This window comes from Mariprofundus aestuarium, from assembly GCF_002795805.1.
Classification (GTDB): Bacteria; Pseudomonadota; Zetaproteobacteria; order Mariprofundales; family Mariprofundaceae; genus Mariprofundus; species Mariprofundus aestuarium.
Genome location: NZ_CP018799.1, coordinates 1057225 through 1074787 on the forward strand (window position 1 = coordinate 1057225; position 17563 = coordinate 1074787).

General features: G+C 50.2%; 19 protein-coding genes. 6 read left to right on the top strand and 13 right to left on the bottom strand.

Annotation, left to right across the window (positions count from 1 at the left end; translation table 11 throughout):
- Window positions 1-3 precede the first annotated feature (3 nt).
- The 3 genes from Ga0123461_RS05210 (at window position 4) to Ga0123461_RS05220 (ending at window position 1515) form a co-directional block, all read left to right on the top strand.
- Complete coding sequence (locus Ga0123461_RS05210; RefSeq protein WP_100277361.1) at window positions 4-402, top strand: OsmC family protein; 399 nt, start codon at window positions 4-6, stop codon at window positions 400-402.
- Between the two features lie 28 nt (window positions 403-430).
- Complete coding sequence (locus Ga0123461_RS05215) at window positions 431-772, top strand: hypothetical protein (protein WP_100277362.1); 342 nt, start codon at window positions 431-433, stop codon at window positions 770-772.
- An 89-nt stretch (window positions 773-861) separates the two neighbouring features.
- Complete coding sequence (locus tag Ga0123461_RS05220; RefSeq protein ID WP_100277363.1) at window positions 862-1515, top strand: YIP1 family protein; 654 nt, start codon at window positions 862-864, stop codon at window positions 1513-1515.
- Window positions 1516-1551: 36 nt separating this feature from the next.
- Here the strand turns inward: Ga0123461_RS05220 and Ga0123461_RS05225 are convergent, their stop codons facing one another.
- The gene (locus tag Ga0123461_RS05225; RefSeq protein ID WP_100277364.1) at window positions 1552-5334 is read right to left on the bottom strand and encodes a hybrid sensor histidine kinase/response regulator; all 3783 of its coding nucleotides are present in this window, start codon (window positions 5332-5334) and stop codon (window positions 1552-1554) included.
- A gap of 376 nt (window positions 5335-5710) precedes the next feature.
- On the opposite strand from Ga0123461_RS05225, the gene Ga0123461_RS05230 reads away from it, so the two are divergent.
- Window positions 5711-6127, top strand: a complete 417-nt coding sequence (locus tag Ga0123461_RS05230) for a hypothetical protein (RefSeq protein ID WP_100277365.1) — start codon at window positions 5711-5713, stop codon at window positions 6125-6127.
- 7 nt (window positions 6128-6134) lie between these two features.
- On the opposite strand, the gene Ga0123461_RS05235 is transcribed toward Ga0123461_RS05230, so the two are convergent.
- Window positions 6135-6548 carry a hypothetical protein gene (locus Ga0123461_RS05235; RefSeq protein ID WP_100277366.1) on the bottom strand — a complete coding sequence of 138 codons (414 nt, stop codon included), beginning with the start codon at window positions 6546-6548 and terminating at the stop codon, window positions 6135-6137.
- 204 nt (window positions 6549-6752) lie between these two features.
- Between Ga0123461_RS05235 and Ga0123461_RS05240 the strand changes: the two genes are divergently transcribed.
- Complete coding sequence (locus Ga0123461_RS05240) at window positions 6753-7820, top strand: cytochrome-c peroxidase (RefSeq protein ID WP_232710379.1); 1068 nt, start codon at window positions 6753-6755, stop codon at window positions 7818-7820.
- Window positions 7821-7872: 52 nt separating this feature from the next.
- Here Ga0123461_RS05240 and Ga0123461_RS05245 read toward each other — a convergent pair whose 3' ends face one another.
- The 5 genes from Ga0123461_RS05245 to Ga0123461_RS05265 all read right to left on the bottom strand — a co-directional run bounded on the left by Ga0123461_RS05245 (window position 7873) and on the right by Ga0123461_RS05265 (window position 13764).
- Window positions 7873-8031 carry a magnesium chelatase subunit ChlI family protein gene (locus tag Ga0123461_RS05245; RefSeq protein ID WP_100277367.1) on the bottom strand — a complete coding sequence of 53 codons (159 nt, stop codon included), beginning with the start codon at window positions 8029-8031 and terminating at the stop codon, window positions 7873-7875.
- Window positions 8032-8106: 75 nt separating this feature from the next.
- The gene (locus Ga0123461_RS05250; RefSeq protein ID WP_100277368.1) at window positions 8107-10293 is read right to left on the bottom strand and encodes an HD family phosphohydrolase; all 2187 of its coding nucleotides are present in this window, start codon (window positions 10291-10293) and stop codon (window positions 8107-8109) included.
- 28 nt (window positions 10294-10321) lie between these two features.
- Window positions 10322-11203 (bottom strand): M48 family metalloprotease, encoded by an 882-nt coding sequence (locus Ga0123461_RS05255; RefSeq protein ID WP_157819236.1) that lies wholly within the window; start codon window positions 11201-11203, stop codon window positions 10322-10324.
- Window positions 11196-11699, bottom strand: a complete 504-nt coding sequence (locus Ga0123461_RS05260) for an SH3 domain-containing protein (RefSeq protein WP_100277370.1) — start codon at window positions 11697-11699, stop codon at window positions 11196-11198. Before Ga0123461_RS05260 ends, Ga0123461_RS05255 begins: the two co-directional genes overlap by 8 nt.
- Window positions 11671-13764, bottom strand: coding sequence for a CHASE2 domain-containing protein (locus tag Ga0123461_RS05265; protein WP_198507135.1), 2094 nt, complete (start codon window positions 13762-13764; stop codon window positions 11671-11673). Before Ga0123461_RS05265 ends, Ga0123461_RS05260 begins: the two co-directional genes overlap by 29 nt.
- On the opposite strand from Ga0123461_RS05265, the gene Ga0123461_RS05270 reads away from it, so the two are divergent.
- Complete coding sequence (locus Ga0123461_RS05270) at window positions 13763-13963, top strand: hypothetical protein (RefSeq protein WP_198507136.1); 201 nt, start codon at window positions 13763-13765, stop codon at window positions 13961-13963. The two genes, Ga0123461_RS05265 and Ga0123461_RS05270, sit on opposite strands and share 2 nt — an antisense overlap.
- Window positions 13964-14136: 173 nt before the next feature.
- Here Ga0123461_RS05270 and Ga0123461_RS05275 read toward each other — a convergent pair whose 3' ends face one another.
- From Ga0123461_RS05275 to lptC, 6 genes are all read right to left on the bottom strand, one after another.
- A complete protein-coding gene (locus tag Ga0123461_RS05275) occupies window positions 14137-14394 on the bottom strand; it encodes an accessory factor UbiK family protein (RefSeq protein ID WP_100277373.1) in 258 nt (85 codons plus the stop codon).
- A gap of 3 nt (window positions 14395-14397) precedes the next feature.
- Entirely contained in the window at window positions 14398-14883 is a 486-nt protein-coding gene (locus Ga0123461_RS05280) for an SH3 domain-containing protein (RefSeq protein WP_232710381.1), read from the bottom strand.
- Between the two features lie 140 nt (window positions 14884-15023).
- A complete protein-coding gene (locus Ga0123461_RS05285) occupies window positions 15024-15647 on the bottom strand; it encodes a UbiX family flavin prenyltransferase (RefSeq protein WP_100277374.1) in 624 nt (207 codons plus the stop codon).
- A 137-nt stretch (window positions 15648-15784) separates the two neighbouring features.
- Window positions 15785-16516, bottom strand: coding sequence for an LPS export ABC transporter ATP-binding protein (lptB, locus tag Ga0123461_RS05290; protein WP_100277375.1), 732 nt, complete (start codon window positions 16514-16516; stop codon window positions 15785-15787).
- Window positions 16513-17004: a lipopolysaccharide transport periplasmic protein LptA gene (gene lptA, locus Ga0123461_RS05295; RefSeq protein ID WP_100277376.1), complete on the bottom strand. Its 492-nt coding sequence runs from the start codon at window positions 17002-17004 to the stop codon at window positions 16513-16515. The genes lptB and lptA overlap by 4 nt, the downstream gene beginning before the upstream one ends.
- Window positions 16986-17507: an LPS export ABC transporter periplasmic protein LptC gene (gene lptC, locus Ga0123461_RS05300; protein WP_232710382.1), complete on the bottom strand. Its 522-nt coding sequence runs from the start codon at window positions 17505-17507 to the stop codon at window positions 16986-16988. The genes lptA and lptC overlap by 19 nt, the downstream gene beginning before the upstream one ends.
- Between the last annotated feature and the right edge of the window lie 56 nt (window positions 17508-17563).

Sequence of the window (17563 nt, forward strand, 5' to 3'; positions counted from 1 at the left end):
AAGATGGCAAGGCTTACAGCTACATTTAAGGGTGGGGCGGCATTCAATATCGAATGTCGTGGCCATTCGGTCCTGACTGATCAGCCTGTAGGTAATGGTGGCGAGGATTCCGGCATGACACCGCCGGAATTTTTTGCCGGCTCACTTGCAGGTTGTATCGGCTTTTACGTTGCGCGTTATTGCCAACAGGCAGGCATCGCAACCGATGATTTGCGTGTCGATTGTGACTGGAGTGTGAGTGAGGATTCACCACGCCGTATTGGTGAATTCACCATAGATGTGCACCTGCCGGGGCTACCTGAGAAACGCAGGAAGGCTGTGGAGCGAGTGGCATCATCCTGTCTGATCCATGCAACCCTGCACCATACACCTGATATTAACATCAACCTGACAGCTGATTGATCAAAAGGAATGAGGAGGACTTAACCTGATGAGTATTGAGACACTTGAACAGGCAATAGAAGAGACACAGGCGCAACTGGATGGACGTGAATCCAGAAGGCTGATTGCCTGGGCCGTTGTGACAATAGTCCTCTTTTTTATTCCGATTGTACTGTTTTTTAAGCTTGCAGAAGGCACTCCTTATGAAACCAGCTATGCACCGATTGTGCTGGTATGGCTAATGGTTTCAATGGGCGTGGGCAATCTCATTGCAACAGCCCTGATTGCACCAAGAACTGTAGAGCTCAAACTTGCAGTGGCTACAGCATCATCTGTTCTGTCCCTGGTAAAAGATCGTGAGCAGGCAACCCCTCAGCCGCATAGTGACTGAAGGGTCAATACGTTGCTTGTAACAGAGACCATATTGAATTTGTGTGGCTGCACAGATGCGGTGGAGCAGCCTGATTACAGAGATATTTGATGAGCAGTCGGTTCAATCCCCAGTTCACCTATTACCGGCGCGACAAGCTGGCGGAGGTGTTCTTCTCAATATTCCTGGTCGGTCTCTTCTTTCCCAGGCGCATGTTCAGTGGTCTTCCAGAGGCTAAAAACCTAAAGGATAGTGGCATCTTATTGGGGATGTACCTCGCTATTCCCTCGATTCTGATGACCACTACGTTCGGGGCTGTAGCATCTACTATGGCGCCGAATATGGTGATTGGCGCTCTGATCTTCATCTCGATTCTGCCGCTATCGCTGGCTATTGGTCTTTCCACCTCACTGCTGTGGAGTAAATGGTTGAGCTGGTCGTTAAGCAGGCTCAGCGGCAAACCTGTTTCTATGATCTCGGTGTTTCAGGTTTGTGCTTATAGCGGTCCACCCTTTGTGATTGCCTGGGGGCCGTACCTTGGGCCAGTGATGGCACTCTGGAATCTAGTTCTGAACTGGAAGGGACTTCGTTTTCACTGCAGGGTGGATGGGTGGAAGGTGCTTCTGGCCATGGTTAGTGGGGTTGTTCTGCTTGCCCTGATGATCTTGATCCTTGCCATTGCACTGTTTCTGCTTCTGCCTGAAAATGTAAATATGCTGCTTGAATCGGTTGCGTTGATACTGCAGCAGAGAGGGTGGTTATAAGGGGGCAGAGATGCTGGCTGATGGAATAAGGAGTGGTTATCTTCCGATCATCTCCTGAATGGATTGAGAGAGCTGATCGAAATCGACGGGTTTATTGAGTACCTGACAGCGCTCATACTTTATTTCCTGATCAATAACATGGTCTTTGTCATAACCTGTGACAAGAATGACCGGCACCTTATCATCGAGAAGGCGAGCCGCACCGAGCAGGTCGGGTCCTCCCATGACAGGCATAATGACATCGGAGATTATCAGGTCGATTCTATTCTGCGGTACCTTGAATAAATCCAGGTTCTGCTGCGCCTTGAATAGATCCAGTGCTTCTTTCCCATTACCAGCTTCAATTACATGGTATCCCATGCTGGAGAGCACTTCACTTATTGTGCTGCGAACACTCTCTTCATCATCAACAAGAAGGATCCTCCTGCCTCGACCGATTTCATTTGAAGGGTACTGTTCATCTGGTTTTGTTTCCCTTTCGACGTTGCTTATGGGTAGGTAGATACGGAAATCCGTACCCTTGTTTACTTCACTTTCAACCTCAATTGCACCGTTATGTGTCTGCATCGCACCGTAGAGCATCGCCAATCCTAATCCTGTACCTTTGCCAACTTCCTTGGTGGTGAAAAACGGCTCAAAGATCTTGTCGACCACGTCGCTGGGCATGCCATAACCATTATCCTTAATGGAAATACAGGCAAAAGACCTATCCTTAAGCTCAGGGTGGTTCTCTATGAACAGCTGATCTGCTTCAAAAGGGGTAAGGCTGCATCGAATTGTCGGATGCGGAATGCCGGCTACGGCATCAACAGCATTGCTTAGCAGGTTCATTAGCACCTGCTGCAACTGGGTGGCATCGCCTTTGATATGCAGTATTTCTTCGCAGATTCTGGGCTGATGGTCGATATTTTCCGGAATAAGCGTTTTGGCTAGTTTATATCCTTCATCCATGAAACTGTTGAGGGAGAAGGTGCGCATGGAAACCATGCCTTTTCGGGCAAATGTAAGGAGTTGCTGCACCATCTCAGCGGCACGTGTTCCCAGCTTCTCAATGTTAGCCAACTTCTCCTTAGCATTGGGATGATCCATCAGCTGCATCTTGGCCAGAAAGACGTTACCCTGAATGGCGGCCAGCATATTGTTGAAGTCGTGGGCGATGCCTCCGACCAGCGTACCGACTGCTTCCATCTTCTGAGCTTGGCGCAGCCGCTCCTCAAACTGTTTGCGTTCGCTGATATCGCGGACGACACTGAAAAACACCTTCTCTCCATCCAGTTCAATAATTCGAGCATTGATTTCAACCGGCATGATGGAGCCGTCTTTGCGGTAATGGGCTGTTTCAAATGTCGCCTTGCCATGCTTATTAATCAGCCCCAGACGTTCAGGCACCTTGGCTGCAAATTCGGGTGGATCCAACTCGGTGAGTTTCATGGCGAGCATTTCATCTTTTGCATAGCCCAGTCGCTCATATGCAGTTTTATTGATATCGATAAATTCACCCTGCATATTGATAATAAACAGGCCATCACTTGAGGAGTCAAAGAGTTCTCTAAAGCGTTTTTGGCTTGTTTCCAGCAGGTCCTGCTGTCGTTTGCTTTCGGTGATATCTTGAATGACGGCCAGAACGGACGGTTCCTTGTCCTCTTCCAGCACAGGAGCAGATGCAATATGCAACATGCGACGTTCACCGGATTTGGTTACGATTCCGAAATCAAGACCCTGATTAATCTCTCCATCTAGTACTTTCTGCATTGTTGAATGCGCCTTGATCCTTTCGGATTCATCGGCATACATAGTTTGCAGCCAGCCCATCCGGTTAATCTCTTCACGCGAGTATCCGGTGATATCCTGCATGCGGCGATTCCAGATAAGGAAATCTATAAAGGTTTCGGAATTGCTGAGGCGCCACAAGACAACGCCTTCAGCTGCCTGATCAAGAAGCTGGCTGCGGAAATTAGCTTCTTGAAGCAGCCTCTCTTCCGCCTTCTGTCGCTCACTAATATCACGGCCGACTGCCACAAGCAGCTGGGTGTTGTTTTCCATAAAGGGTTTCAGGCGAATTTCGACTGCAAATTCGGAGCCATCTTTACAGGCATGAATCGTTTCGATTACACCGAACTCATCATTTTCACTGATCACCCGGTCAAAAGCCTCTTCCAGGTGTTCTCTAGTGAAATAAGGTTTGATATTGCTTGGGCCCATGGTGAGGAGTTCTTCACGTGAATAGCCCAACCGTTTGCAGGCTCCTTCATTGACATCAATGAACATCATCGTGTTACGATCGATGAGAAAGATCGAGTCTGCACTGTTATCAAGTGCGATGCGGAATCGCCGCAGGGCAGCTTCAGCTTTTTGACGCTCGCTTATGTCCCTGTCGAAGGCAACGTTGTAGGCCTTGTCGCCGAACTCGATGTAGTTGGCGATGACCTCTATGGGAAACCGTTCACCATTTTTACGACGGTGCTGGGTTTCAACAGGAACCGATTTGTTGTGTTTAAGATCTTCCCAGTGTTCGTCCCACACCTCCATCGGGAAGAGGGGGTCGATATCCGGGATGCTCAGTTGCAATATCTCTTCCTGCGTATAACCGAGCGTTTCACAGCCAGTTTTGTTAATGTAGCGGATGCGTGCTTCGGAATCGAGATAGGTGATATTAAGCGGCGCATTATCCATGACAAACTTGGCTAGCTGCAACTCCTCTTCAGCCTTCTTGCGCTCGGTAATATTTCTGCTGAATGAGATGTTGTATTCTTTATCACCGAATTTGACGAAGTTGGCCGAGACCTCAATGGGGAAACAGCTTCCATCTTTACGACAGTGCATAGCTTCAAACATGAGAGTGCCTTGCTGCTGTAATTTCTGCCAGTGGGTAGGCCACTCTTCAGGCTGAAGGTTAGGATTGAGGTCGTAGATCGACATATTAAGCAGTTCCATCTTCGAGTAACCGTGATCACAGCATGCCGATTCGTTGACGTATTGGATGCGTGCCTGCTCATCAATCCAGAGAATGCTATCGGGAGCGCTATTGGAAACAAACTGGGTCAGCAGCAACTGCTCCTCCTGCTGTTTCAGTTGGGTAACATCCCTTATTGTTCCTTCCACGCCTGTGACATTTCCCTGCGCATCTCGAAAATAGTGAGCGTTGGTCGAAACCCAGATGATTTGACCATCGACTCTTCTGATCTGTGCCTCAAAATTACTGACGCTTCCATCACCTTCACTCAGTTCACAAAGGAATTGTTCGCGTCTACTTTCATGGAGATAATACTGTGCAATAGGTTTTCCCAGTAACTCATCTGGTTCGCAAGCCATTAAAATGCCTGCTGATGGCGAAACCATTACGATTCGACCTTCAATGTCGGTGCGGTAATAAGCATCCTGCAAGCTGTTGAAAATATTTTTGAGTGTTTTTTCAGAGTTTTGTAGTGCAACCTGTTGCTGTTTTTCGTGGGTAATGTCTTCGTAAACACCTAAAATACCGATGACGTTTTGTGCATTGTCACGCAGCGGAACCTTGGATGTGCGCAGCCAGACTGTTTGTCCATCTGGGGTGCTCTGCACCTCTTCATACCCGAGTCGGGAAGTGGCGGTTTCCATGATACTGAGATCATCTGTTTGGTACGATTCGGCCTGATCTTTCCACACCATCTCAAAATCGGTCTTGCCAATCAACTCATCCGGGTGGGAGAGGCCAGCATCCCAGGCAAAAAGGGTGTTGCAACCCAGATAGCGGCACTCCCTGTCCTTCCAGAAGATGCGAGTCGGTACGCCTTCAACAATATCCTGAAGTAGGTTAAGCTGATTGATGATCTCTTTCATTCAGGCCATCCTTTCTGTTTATGCTTCGTTATCTCGATGGCTCCATGCCTTGGTTGATAGCTCCTGCTAAAGGTCTTGTTTTATAGTTATCAAATATCTGCAGCCAGTATCGTGCCACTATCATGATCCGTTAGTATCCATTTGAAAAGTCAGGCTATGCATGCATGGGGTGGAAGGGCGTTTACTTCTACTGTAAGCGAGTGGATGGGGGATGTTTGCTACCAGGGAGGGGCGTCATCCTGATGCTGGCATAATCAAGGTGACTATTGTGGCTACACTTTTTTGCTTCTGCCCAAAAATATGAATATGCTGCTCGAATCACTTGCGTTGTTAATTCAGTAGAGAGGTTAGTTATGACTTTGCAGAAGGAAGATCGGTGAGTCCGCTTTTTCAATCCCTGTTGATCTATGCGCTTGTTCTTGTCGTTTTTGCCACGATGGTCCATTCCAAAGGACGTCACTTCAATACCATTCATCCACTTGAGATTGCCTTTCTGTTTATGCCATGGCTGACGGTAGTCGGTATGGCCTATATCTTTTTTGGCTCGATCGATGCGCTCTATGAACGTACCGGCGTCTGGACCTTTTTCTGGATCATGCAGGTGATCGGGGCAGGGGTTGTCGGCAGCTTCGTTCTGACACCGCGTTACCTCGTTAAGGCCGATACAGTGGCCGCCAAGCTGCTGGTTAATGTGATTGCAAGCCTGAGCATCTCTGGGATCTTTGCGATGTCACGCGTCTTCCTTTTTGCACTATCCGGTGATGCCTACTTCAACGGTTGGCCGGTGGAATAAAGGACAATTAATCCGGGGCTATCAGAGCCTTTGGATTGGCAAAAGCTGCCATGAGAAAAAACATTTTCAGGCAGAGCAGGCCAACCAAAAAACCACTGGCAAGTGACACTGTTCCACCGGGAACATCGGAGCCGGTAAAGATAAGTCGCGGCAGCAGGGTGAGGCCACCAAGAAAACCGCCAATACCGGCAATCATGATTACGGCGACAGGATGAAACTCCATCTCCATGATACCCTGATGGATACTGCCGAAGGTCAGAGTAATGTAGATTAGTACCATCAGGAATGGCACTGCCATCACCACCGGCTCCCATATTTTCCAGTTGATACTGCGCTCCCTGCCCACCCAGAGGGTAAGGCCACCAACCAGTGTGGCTGGCACGGCATAGGAGATGAGGGTCAGAGAGGTAGGGGAGATCATTGATGGTTAGCGCTGCAGTCTCTCTGAACAGCTCTCAGCCTGGATATGTGCAGTACGGATTCATCTCCATCCTGCGCAGAGGTATCCACTATCGAGATGCTGATTCGAACGCGTTTCATGGTTAGAAATATATACACTTGAGTAACGTTGACTACAAATTACAGGCCTTTAGTCTTCATTGAATCGAATTCAAAGGAGTTTGCCTTGAAAAAGTCATCAATGATTACCTTAGCATTACTGGCGATGTTCTCCGTAGCAGCAGTGGGCTGTTCGGACTCATCCAAGGATGCACCCGCCAGCCAGCCAGCAGTACAACCTGAAGCGCAGCCTGCAGCTGCACCGACACCACCTGTCGATCTTCCAGAGGGCATGGGTGTTCTGCCATCCGATGTTCCTGTTCCCGCGGATAATCCGCAGACCGATGAGAAGGTAGAGTTGGGTAAAAAACTTTACTTCGAACCGGCTCTCTCCAAGAGCGGCATCTTCTCCTGTAACTCCTGTCACAACCTCGGAACCGGCGGCGTGGATAATGAGCAGTTCTCCATTGGTCACAAATGGCAGCGCGGTGGCCGAAATGCACCAACCGTACTGAACGCAGCATTCTGGAGCGCACAGTTCTGGGATGGTCGCGCACCACAGCTTGAAGATCAGGCCAAGGGTCCACCACTGAATCCCATTGAGATGGCCAGTATAGGTGAGGCTGAAGTGGTTGCTCGTCTGAGTGAGGCAGGTTATGGACCGCTGTTTGATAAGGTGTTCGGTGCCAATGCCTTAAGCTTTGACAACATGGCTAAAGCCATCGCCGCATTTGAACGCACTCTGATCACGCCGGATGCACCTTTTGATCTCTACGCTCAGGGTAAAGGAGAGATCAGTGAATCAGCCAAGCGTGGCATGCAGAAGGTGGCCGAAGTCGGTTGCACCTCCTGTCACTCCGGTGCTCTGTTCACCAACAACAGCTTCCAGAAGTTTGCCTATGGCACAGATGAAGGCGTGAAGTCTGTGAGTGGCAAGGGTGAAGATGACCACCTCTTCCGTGTACAGTCCTGGCGCAATGTGGCGCTTACAGCCCCATATTTCCACGATGGTAGTGTTAAAACCCTTGACGAAGCGGTACGTGTGATGGCCAAGGTCCAGCTTGATACCGAACTCTCTGATGAAGATACGGCGGATATCGTCGAGTTCCTGAAAACGCTCACCGGCAAACAGCCGCAGGTGACATACCCGGTCCTGCCACGTCCTGAGGGACATGCCTTAAGCTGGAGTGACTGATCTTCTGATCGTGTAATCATGAAAGGGCCTCTTCGGAGGCCCTTTTTTTCTCTTAAGACGTATTGAGAAGATCCTCCCCGCGATACTGCAGAGCCTCGGCAACATGGGTGGCATTGACACCTTCTGATTCGGTCAGGTCGGCAATGGTGCGGGCGACCTTCAGAATACGGTGATAGCTGTGGGCGGAAAGAGCAAAATGGACTACCCACATTTCAGTAGACGTTTATTATCTTCTAAAAAGCTCTTCTCATAGTCAACTGGTGACGCGGCGGATGATGAAGGTTATTTACCGTTCTGAGCTTTCCTTCTGGCGGTAGTCATTAATATCGACCTGTTTCTCATCCAGGAACCTCTGCCCGTAGTTTAGGTAGAGCTTTCTATCGACAAACAGATCGAAGATGTCGGGATCAATATGCCCTTCATTTTTCATGCTTTCCAAGATCGACATCGCTTTTGAGAGAGGCATAGGGGCTTTGTAGGGACGGTCCATTGCGGTCAGGGCTTCAAAAATATCCGCTACACCCAGAATACGGGCCTGAATGGACATCTGATCACGCGTAAGCCCGTTGGGGTAACCCTTGCCATCCATTCGCTCATGATGACCGCCGGCAATCTCAGGAACATTGCACAGATGTTTGGGGAAGGGGAGCCCTTCGAGCATACGGATGGTAGAAACAATATGGTTGTTGATAATCTCCCGCTGCTCATCAGTCAGTGTTCCCTTTTCAACATTCAGGTTATATACCTCATCCTCTGTAATGAATGGGTGAACTTTTCCGGAACTATCTCGCCAGGGGTACTTTGCTGCGATAGCGCGAATCCGGGCCTGTTTTTCCGGCGCCATGAATTCGCCACCCGTATTACACTGGTGCAGAAAGGCGATATCTTCATCAAGCTGCGACCAGGACTCCTGTAGCCGCTCAACGATTGAATCCGGCTCTTCATCCAGCCTCTGCTGAAGTTTTTCGATGAGCATATCGCGCCTTACCACTTCATGGCGCAGATCCAGAAGATTTATACGGTCATAAATGCATTCCAGCTTCGTTGATTTATCAACGATATGGACCGGTGTCGTGATCTTACCGCAGTCATGCAGCATGGCTGCAATTTTCATCTCATACATCTCTTCTCTTGAGAGGTTGAAATCGCCAAGTGCGGATTGCTTTTCATCATTTGCAGCCTGAGAAATCATCATCGCCAGTTCAGTGACACGACGGCAGTGGCCACCGGTATAGGGTGACTTTTCATCAATGGATTTGGATATGACATTAATGAAAGATTCCAGCAGCAGCTGTAGCTCTTCATTGAGCTGTTTGTTGGTCAGAGCAACAGCGGCTTGTGAGGCGAATGATTCTGCCAGTTGCTGATCCTCTGCTGAGAAGCTGATGATCTCGCCGCTGACCGGGTCTGTAGCATTAATCAGCTGGAGAACACCGATCAGCTCCTTCTTCTGGTTATGCATTGGCACGGTCAGGAATGACTGGGAGTGGTAGCCGTTTTTGGCATCGAAAGTTTTAGTGCCGGTGAAGTTATAGCCATCGGCTTGATATGCATCCGGGATATTGATGGTGGTGCTGTGCAGCGCCACATTGGCTGCAACAAGGTGGTCATTGGGCTGGCCACGCATATTGTAAAGGGGGATAGGCTCAATGTTGGTCAGGTTGCCGTCAGCACTGCTTAAATGAATATCCAGAGAGTCGGTTTGCATGACCTCGAAATAGAGCTTGTTTTCCCTGTGCAGATAGAGGGTGCCTGCATCGGCATATGTAAGTGATTTGGCACTGATCACTATCTCCTTGAGCAGCTCTTCAGTGCTCTCCTGTGATGATAAGGAAATGCCGATCTGATTGAGCTGTGTTACGCGGTCGAGAAGCTTCGTGGACTCTGCATTCATGCGCGAATTGGTGATATTTGTTCCCGCCTGAAATGCCAGTGCCTCAGCCAGAAGAAGGTCCGCTTCTGAGAATGACTCAATATTGCCACTCTCTTTATCAATGCTGTTGATAAGTTGCAGAACGCCGATGACATCCCATGTTTGATTGTGAATGGGTAGTGTCAGCAGTGACCTTGTCCGGTAATTCATCTTTTCATCAAACTTCTTAATGCCTGATATTCGAACGCCTTCTGCAGCATAGACATCCGCAATATTGGAGCTGCTATTTTCCAAGGCTGCCCGGGCAGCAAGATTTTCCTGATTCGGAGTACCTTGCTTGTCATACAGGGGGATGGGGTCGAAAGAGGAGGTCTTCTCAGAGGCCTCTACATGTGAAATGTTCAGCGACTCATTCTGCATGACTGAAAAGTGGAGATGCTTATCGCTACCCAGCAGGTAGATGGTGCCACCATCAGCCCCGGAAACCTTCCGGGCCCCAGTCAGCAAAGAAGAGAGCACATCGCCCGTACTCTGTTTCGTGGCAAGCGTATGCGCGATGTTCTGAAGTTCCGAGAACCGGGTAAGCAGCCTGCCTTTCATACAACTTCTCCTCTTAGGCTATTGATGATCATCGGTTTCCAGGGTTGCCCATCACAGTCATAAATCGATGATCCCTATTCCTGATATGGAATGGTACATCCCTTGCGAGCTTCTCTGAAATGATTCTTGCGCGTTGTCTGGGGTTGCCGTGGGTGCCGGATACCCCTGTGCCTATGCTGCTAAGTTTGCTCAGAACACGTGGAAAGCGGGTAGGGTCGTAACCCGCGGTGCGCAGCATGGACAGTGCCACCAGATCCGCCTCTTGCTCTTTTGAGCGGCTGTAACCCTTGGCGGCAAAATCGACCATCATGCCCGAAAGGTTGTTCAATCCGCCGGCAAGATCTGCCAGTTTTTTCACATCTTCCGATGCATATCGATCACTCGCTTCACTGAGAATATCCTTCATCAATTTGTCCCTGTACTGCTTTTTGACCGAACTGATGGGGTGATCGAGAACGAGGTGGGATATTTCATGCGCAAGAATCGCTGCCAGTTCGTCCTCGCTCTCCGTTTTTGCGACAAGCGCGGTAGTGATAAAGATGAATCCGCCCGGCACAGCATAGGCGTTCACACGGCCTGGTTCATCGAGCACAATAAAGTGGTAGCCTGCATAGAGCTCCGGCCTTGCCGAGGCCATTGCCAGGGTCTGGCCGATTGCAGAGACGTAGTTCTGCAGACCCTTCCGGCTGAGCAGGCGGTGATCTGACAGCAGGCGTGCGCCGCTGGCGCGCCCGATGTAATAACGTTCCTCTTCGGAAAATGACCGTGTTGCCTTGGATACGGTCTGGCCGTATTCAAGTACCTTGCCTACATCAATGTTCTGTAAATCTTCGAGACTGAAGTTAAAGGCGTGGAGTGCAGATGCCGGGAATAGCAGCAGTATTAGCAGAGCAAGGGGTTTTCTACTCATTTGCATACTCCCCAAGCCTTCCTTCCTTGCGGAAACCCTTCAGGCTTGTTTCAGGGCGTGTCACGGTGGAAACCTGTTCGGCCCTGTCCATCAGGTCGTAACGCAACCTTCTGTTCTTGCGGTTTTCCCTTTCGACCTCAGGCGAGAAACCTTTGGTGGCAGCAGCCATATCCGACTGGGTCACTTCCCCGGAGCGGGAAAAGCTTGTGAAGCCTGTGGATTTTACTACTGATTTTGATGAGATATAACCAGTGTTGCGACCGTCATTGACCTTATAGTAGATGCCTGAAGTGCCAAGATAGGTGACAGCTGCGCCTTTTGGAAGGGTTCTGATTAAGCTGCTGCCAAAGGCTCTTGGCGCACTTTTCATGACCGCTTCGGAGAGTGCGATGCGCAGAGTACTTCCTTTGTTAATATTGTCCGCTGCACAGGCTGGCGAGAGAAGCAGGAAAAAAGCGGCCAGACTGCTACTTAGAATCAGCTTTAAATACACCATTCCAATCTCCTTGGGATTCTGTTTTATCCAACGCCTCTATTCTGCGCAGAAATTCGATTGCGGGTGGGTCGCCCGGAACCTGATCGAACACTGCTGTGAAGTTTGTCTTTGCAGAGACGAAGTCACCTTTACGATAGCATGTTAAACCCTCTTCGAACAGCAGGGTGGCGGCTAAACGGTTTTCTGCAACGTCGCCTTTTTTGCCAAGAAGCTCATAAACATGAACCGGTTTTTTCTTGCCAACCACCTGAATGGCATCGAGCTCCCTGACGGTGAACTGATCGCCTGCAAGGACCTTGGTTTTTTGCGAAATCATCAGATGGGTGCCGTAGAACTTGTTTGCCGCCTCAAGACGGGAAGCGAGATTCACGGCATCGCCCATGATGGTGTAGTTCATGCGGGTGCGTGACCCCATATTACCCACCAGCATCAAACCGCTGTTGATGCCCATTCGTACGTAGAGTTGATCCTTGCCTTCAGCAGCCCATTTGCCGCGCAGCTCTTCAAGCCTCTGCTGCATCTCCAGTGATGCCAACAGGGCAAGGTGGGCATGATCATCCCTGTAGATCGGGGCGCCCCAGAAGGCCATGATCGCATCACCCTCAAACTTATCTACGGTGCCGTGATACTTGCCGATGATGTCGCACATTTCGGTGAGGTACTCATTGAGCAGCGAGACCAGCTCTTCAGGCGTTAGCTTCTCAGAGATCGTTGAAAAACCTGCAATATCGGAAAAGAAGGCGGTCATGGTCCTAACCTCACCACCGAGTAACAGGCGTTCAGGATTATCGACCAGTGCCTTCACCACATCGGGTGAGAGGTACTGGCCGAATGCACTGGTAACAAAGTGGCGCTGCCTGGCCTCAACCATATAGTTAGAACCGGTCGCCAGAATAAAGCAGCCGATGAGGTTGACCGAGGTTGCCGCCATATCGATCAGCATGCCATGGTGTTTGAACAGGTATACCGCAACACCATTGACCAGAAGTAAAAGCAGGAAGGTGAAAGAAAAACCGGTGGTGGCGCGGTACTTGGCTGCAACAAAGGCCAGGAGCATGGAGGTGAGAAAGAGAATGGGCAGCACATATACCGCCTCATATCGACTCACCAGAAAGCCACTCTCCAGAATATTATGGATCGCGGTGCCATGGTAGTGAGCGCCGGGATCATTCGCCTTGTTGAACGGGTTAGGTCTGAAATCTTTCAGTTCGGTCGCATCGGCCCCGATAATAACGACCTTGTCTTTAAACAGCGCCGGGTCGTAGTAGGGGGCGTCACCCTCATCCATTCTGATCTGTGACTTGATGACCCTAAGTAAGAGGTATTTGTCGTAGATGCTGGAGTCGCCAAAATAGAGGGGGCGTGCCATGCCTTCGGAATCAAGCGGAATCCGCCGCTGGACCGAGGGGCCGGAGAGCAGCAGGTCGCTTCCCTCCATTTGATAGGAGGTAATGTTGAGTATAGAGGCTGCTGCAGCAAGAGAGAGTGAGGGATGGTAGCGATTGCCGCTGCGGACCAGCAGGGGGATACGCCGGCCAACCCCATCACTATCCTGCACAAACTTTACATCCCCAAGCCCTTTTGCATGGTTTGTGAGTTCTGAAACAGGTGCTCTCAGGTAAGGGGTGTCATGAAACATCTTTTCATCAGCACCTTCAACATGTAACGCGAACCGTTCTGTTATCAGCCTGTTATTCTCTGCTGCTTTTTCTGACATGCTGCTTTGGCGATTGCTGGAGAGTTTTGCCAGTATGACGCCTGCATCCTCGATGGCATTTCCGAAGCCGGTATCATCTTCAAGACCATGCACTGATCTCTCCGTGAAAATCATATCGAAAACAATTTCGCTGGCGCCTGCGTTTTTCAGGAAGCGTACCGCTTCAGCGTAAGCGGAGCGCGGCCAGGGCCAGCTGATACCGTCCACCTCGTCAGCCTCGATCAGGCTGGCATCAGTGATCAGAAGGTATACGACAGGTTTGCTGGCAGGGGGTGAAGAAAACTGGATTTGCAGCAGGTCTGATAAGGCATCGTGGGCAGATTGAAAGGCACCACTAAGGTAGAACATGGATAGTAACGAGGTGAATGCCATGCATAACAACAGCAGCCGGGGAGTGCTTGAGGCACTCCGCTTAACTGCTACAGAGGGGCCAAGATTAATCTCCGACTACCTGATGCTGAAACAGCTGGTGCTGATGACAGCAGGAAAATCGAAGGAGGGACTCCTCCTGAGCACTTCTGGCACAAAGCTTTTTAAAGAGGGCTGAGTTTGATCGTTTTAACATACTACTATTCTAGACCAACATCTGATCATTTTCATGAATAATCCCAAATCCAACCCTTGGAAAATAGCCCGGATCAGGGAATTTAACTTTCACTATTCAAATAACCCTAAGATGCAGGCATTTAAATAAGGGGTGACGGAGGTGTGAAGCTGTTGTTAATGGGAGAGTTTTTTGAGCTGGGCTTCCAGTTCGGCAACCCGTGAATCCAGAGCATGCAACTCCTCTTTCGCTTTTCTCAGCATTGCTTCCTGCACCTGCATGCGTTCATGCGTAACGACATCGAACTGTGACAGGGCATTTTCGACAATGCTGCGTACCTGTGCTTCGGCACCCTGTTTCAGGCCGCCAAGCATGCGAATGCCACCGGCAATTTTCTCCGCAATATCATCCAGTGGTTGCTGATTATCTGACATCTTCTACTCCGATTTACTCAGGATTATTTTTCTTTTCTGCTTCTCGTCATCGTCAATAATAGTGCCTTTCAGGTAGGCGGTCTCTCCTGAAGGCAGCTTGACCTTCAGCCACTGTTTGACGTTGCTGTTGCTTGCTTCAAGGCGGGCACCAGGGCGAGCCCATCCAACACGTGGTGATTTACTGCTGGGGTCCTGTCTCAGGCTGTTGTACTTCTTGGCATCGAAGCGGGCCTTCTTTGGAAGGTTCTGCAGTTGGCCATCAATCATCTCGATGATGGCATGTTCAACCGATGCTTCACGCGTACTCTGCTTGGCCTTTACATAAACTGTGGTCAGCGCAGGCGTCTGTATTCTCAACGTGATTTCACCATCGAGACGTTCGTTGCCGAAACCTATGCCGTAACCCCCGTCACTCTGGATCTCCAGTATATCAACATCCAGTTTCATTGCCTGAAGACTCTTCTGCACGGCAGTCAGAGTTTTGCGCATGCTGGCGGGATAACTCCTCTCTTCACCTACAAACTGACTTCCCACAAACTCAAACAGTGTACCGGGGATGGCGGACACAGCAGATAAGGCGACACAGCCTGAGCACGAGAGAAGCAGGAGAACGGCTACAGTCCGAAGTATCATGATGTGCCCCATTGCTTTGCCTCAGGGTTAGAGATGTTCAGGTGGTCGAATACGCGATCAACGAGAAAGTCGGTGATCTCTTCAAGCGATTGGGGACGATGATAAAAAGCAGGCATGGCTGGCATTATATCTACTCCCAAACGGGAAAGCTTCAGCATATTTTCCAGGTGAATGGACGACAGCGGTGTTTCCCGGGGCACGAGGATCAGCTGTCGCCTCTCTTTAAGTATCACATCGGCAGCACGTTCAATCAGGTTGTCCGATAAACCTGCTGCAATCCGGCCGAGCGATCCCATCGAGCAGGGGATGACCACCATGCGCTTGATGCCTGCAGAGCCTGAGGCGGCGGGTGAAAACCAGTCGTTCAGTTCATAGCAGCGAATAAGAGAGGAGGGGATATCAAGGTGGCTGGATAGTGCTGTAACCGTAGCGTCCGTTCCACCGGGGAGTTCCAGATCAGCTTCCTGTTTGAGCACTACCCGTGCAGCATCAGAGAGCAGAATGTGCTGTGGTACGCCTGCCAGGGCAAGACGCCGAATCAGTCGCAGGCCATAGGCAGCACCTGATGCGCCGGTCATGGCCACGATTACCGATTCCTGATGTGTGCCGGTGTTACTCATGATCTGCCGCCCTTGAATTTACTGTTGCCTGAAACTGTAAAAGATATTCAGATAAGGGCAATGCCCGGTATTCCTGTTTCATCATCCCTTGCCGATCGCCACTCTTACTCTCCGGAGCCTTCCAGCAGTAAGTGAAATCACATTGAGAAGCTTTCTCCAAGATAGAGGCGGCGGGCATCAGGATGGGCAATAACCTCATCTGAAGTGCCGTGCACGATGATCTCTCCAGCACTCATTAGGTATGCCCGGTCGCAGATAGAGAGCGTGTCGCGGACATTATGGTCGGTAATAAGGATGCCGATCCCCTTGGTTTTCAGCTCGGCGATAATGGCCTGAATATCCTCAACAGCAATCGGATCGACACCTGCAAACGGCTCGTCCAGCAGCAGGAAACGTGGCTTGCTGACCAGAGCACGGGCAATTTCGGTGCGCCGGCGCTGACCGCCCGACAGGGTATAGGCTTTCTGGTCCTTCACCCCTTCAATACCGAGTTCGATGAGAAGGTTTTCCAGCTCCTCCTCAATCTGCAGATCCGGAAGGTTCAGCGTTTCGAAGATGGCCAGCAGGTTTTCACGAACAGTCAGTTTACGAAAGATACTCGCCTCCTGCGGCAGGTAGCCGATGCCGCTGCGAGCTCGTAAATGCATCGGTTGTGCCGTGATATCTCGATCATCAAGTGAGACCTGGCCGCTGTCGGCGGTAATCAGCCCGCATACCATGTAGAAGCTGGTGGTTTTTCCTGCCCCATTCGGCCCTAGCAGGCCGATGCATTCTCCGGAGAAGAGGTCGATATCGACGCCAGAAACCACCTGTTTGTTGCGATAACTTTTACACAATCCTTTGGCGGAGAGGTGGTGGACAGTACTCATTTTACTTTCCTTTTCTGGGCAGGAGTGTGTGGCTCATCTGAATCGATGGTCATATGCGTTCGGCCGCCCTTGTCAGGTTGAACAACGGTTTTTTCACGAGCCATGTCATGTACGATGGTTTCACCCTCAATGCGGTTGCCTGCCTGTTCCAGTACGGCATGGCCAATCAGGGTCAGGATATTATTCTTTTGATCCAGAATCGCTCTGTCCGACCTGCCGGTGATATCTTTCTGGAGGAGTCGGATATGGCCGAAGGCTTCTGCCCGATCCAGCTTGTTGTTTTTATAGTAGGCAAGAAGCCTGTCACAATAAATCTCGAAGTCATCTCGCTTTAGGTGAACCTTATTGATGAATTCCGCCCGTTCGCTTTTATGCAGAAAGGTCATCTTATCCGATTCAATCTCCATCGGCCCGGCCCAGAGCTGGGTCGGTATTAGAAAGAGTACTACGATTGCCAGAATCCTGATCACTACTTCACTCCCTGCCATTTCGGATCGCTATCCTGAATCCAGATGCCACCATCTACAGTGATCCGGTCACTGCTTCGCTGCAAGTGCATATCTTTACCCCTAGCCGAGATTGTTTTCCCCTTGATGGAGAAGCTCTCGGGTATGTGGACTTCATCCATCGTACTGTCGTAGATCAGCGACTCTGTCTGCATCGCCCATCCTTCGTAGTTGACGTTCACCTGGCTCTGAAAGTGGATATTACGCTGCAGAGGTTCAAACCATGCCTGCTCACCGTTGATGATCACCTCACGATTCTGCTGGGTGAAGAGTGTCAGCACAGGCAGGATCAGATGCATTTTTCCATCCAGCTGCTGCTTGGCCTCTTTGGCACGCAATTGCCAGATAATTTTCCCATCCTTGCGTTCGACAATAACAGGACTCTCCACCTCGGTTTTAGGCTTCTCGGTTGATTCCGTTGCTTTATCAACCTCTGCTGGGCCTGAGAACCACATCAGGACAATGGCCAGTATGATGCTTCCCACTGAAACAGTGAGACTAGCCCATTTTGCCCATCGCCAGATTTTCATCAGGGGGCTGT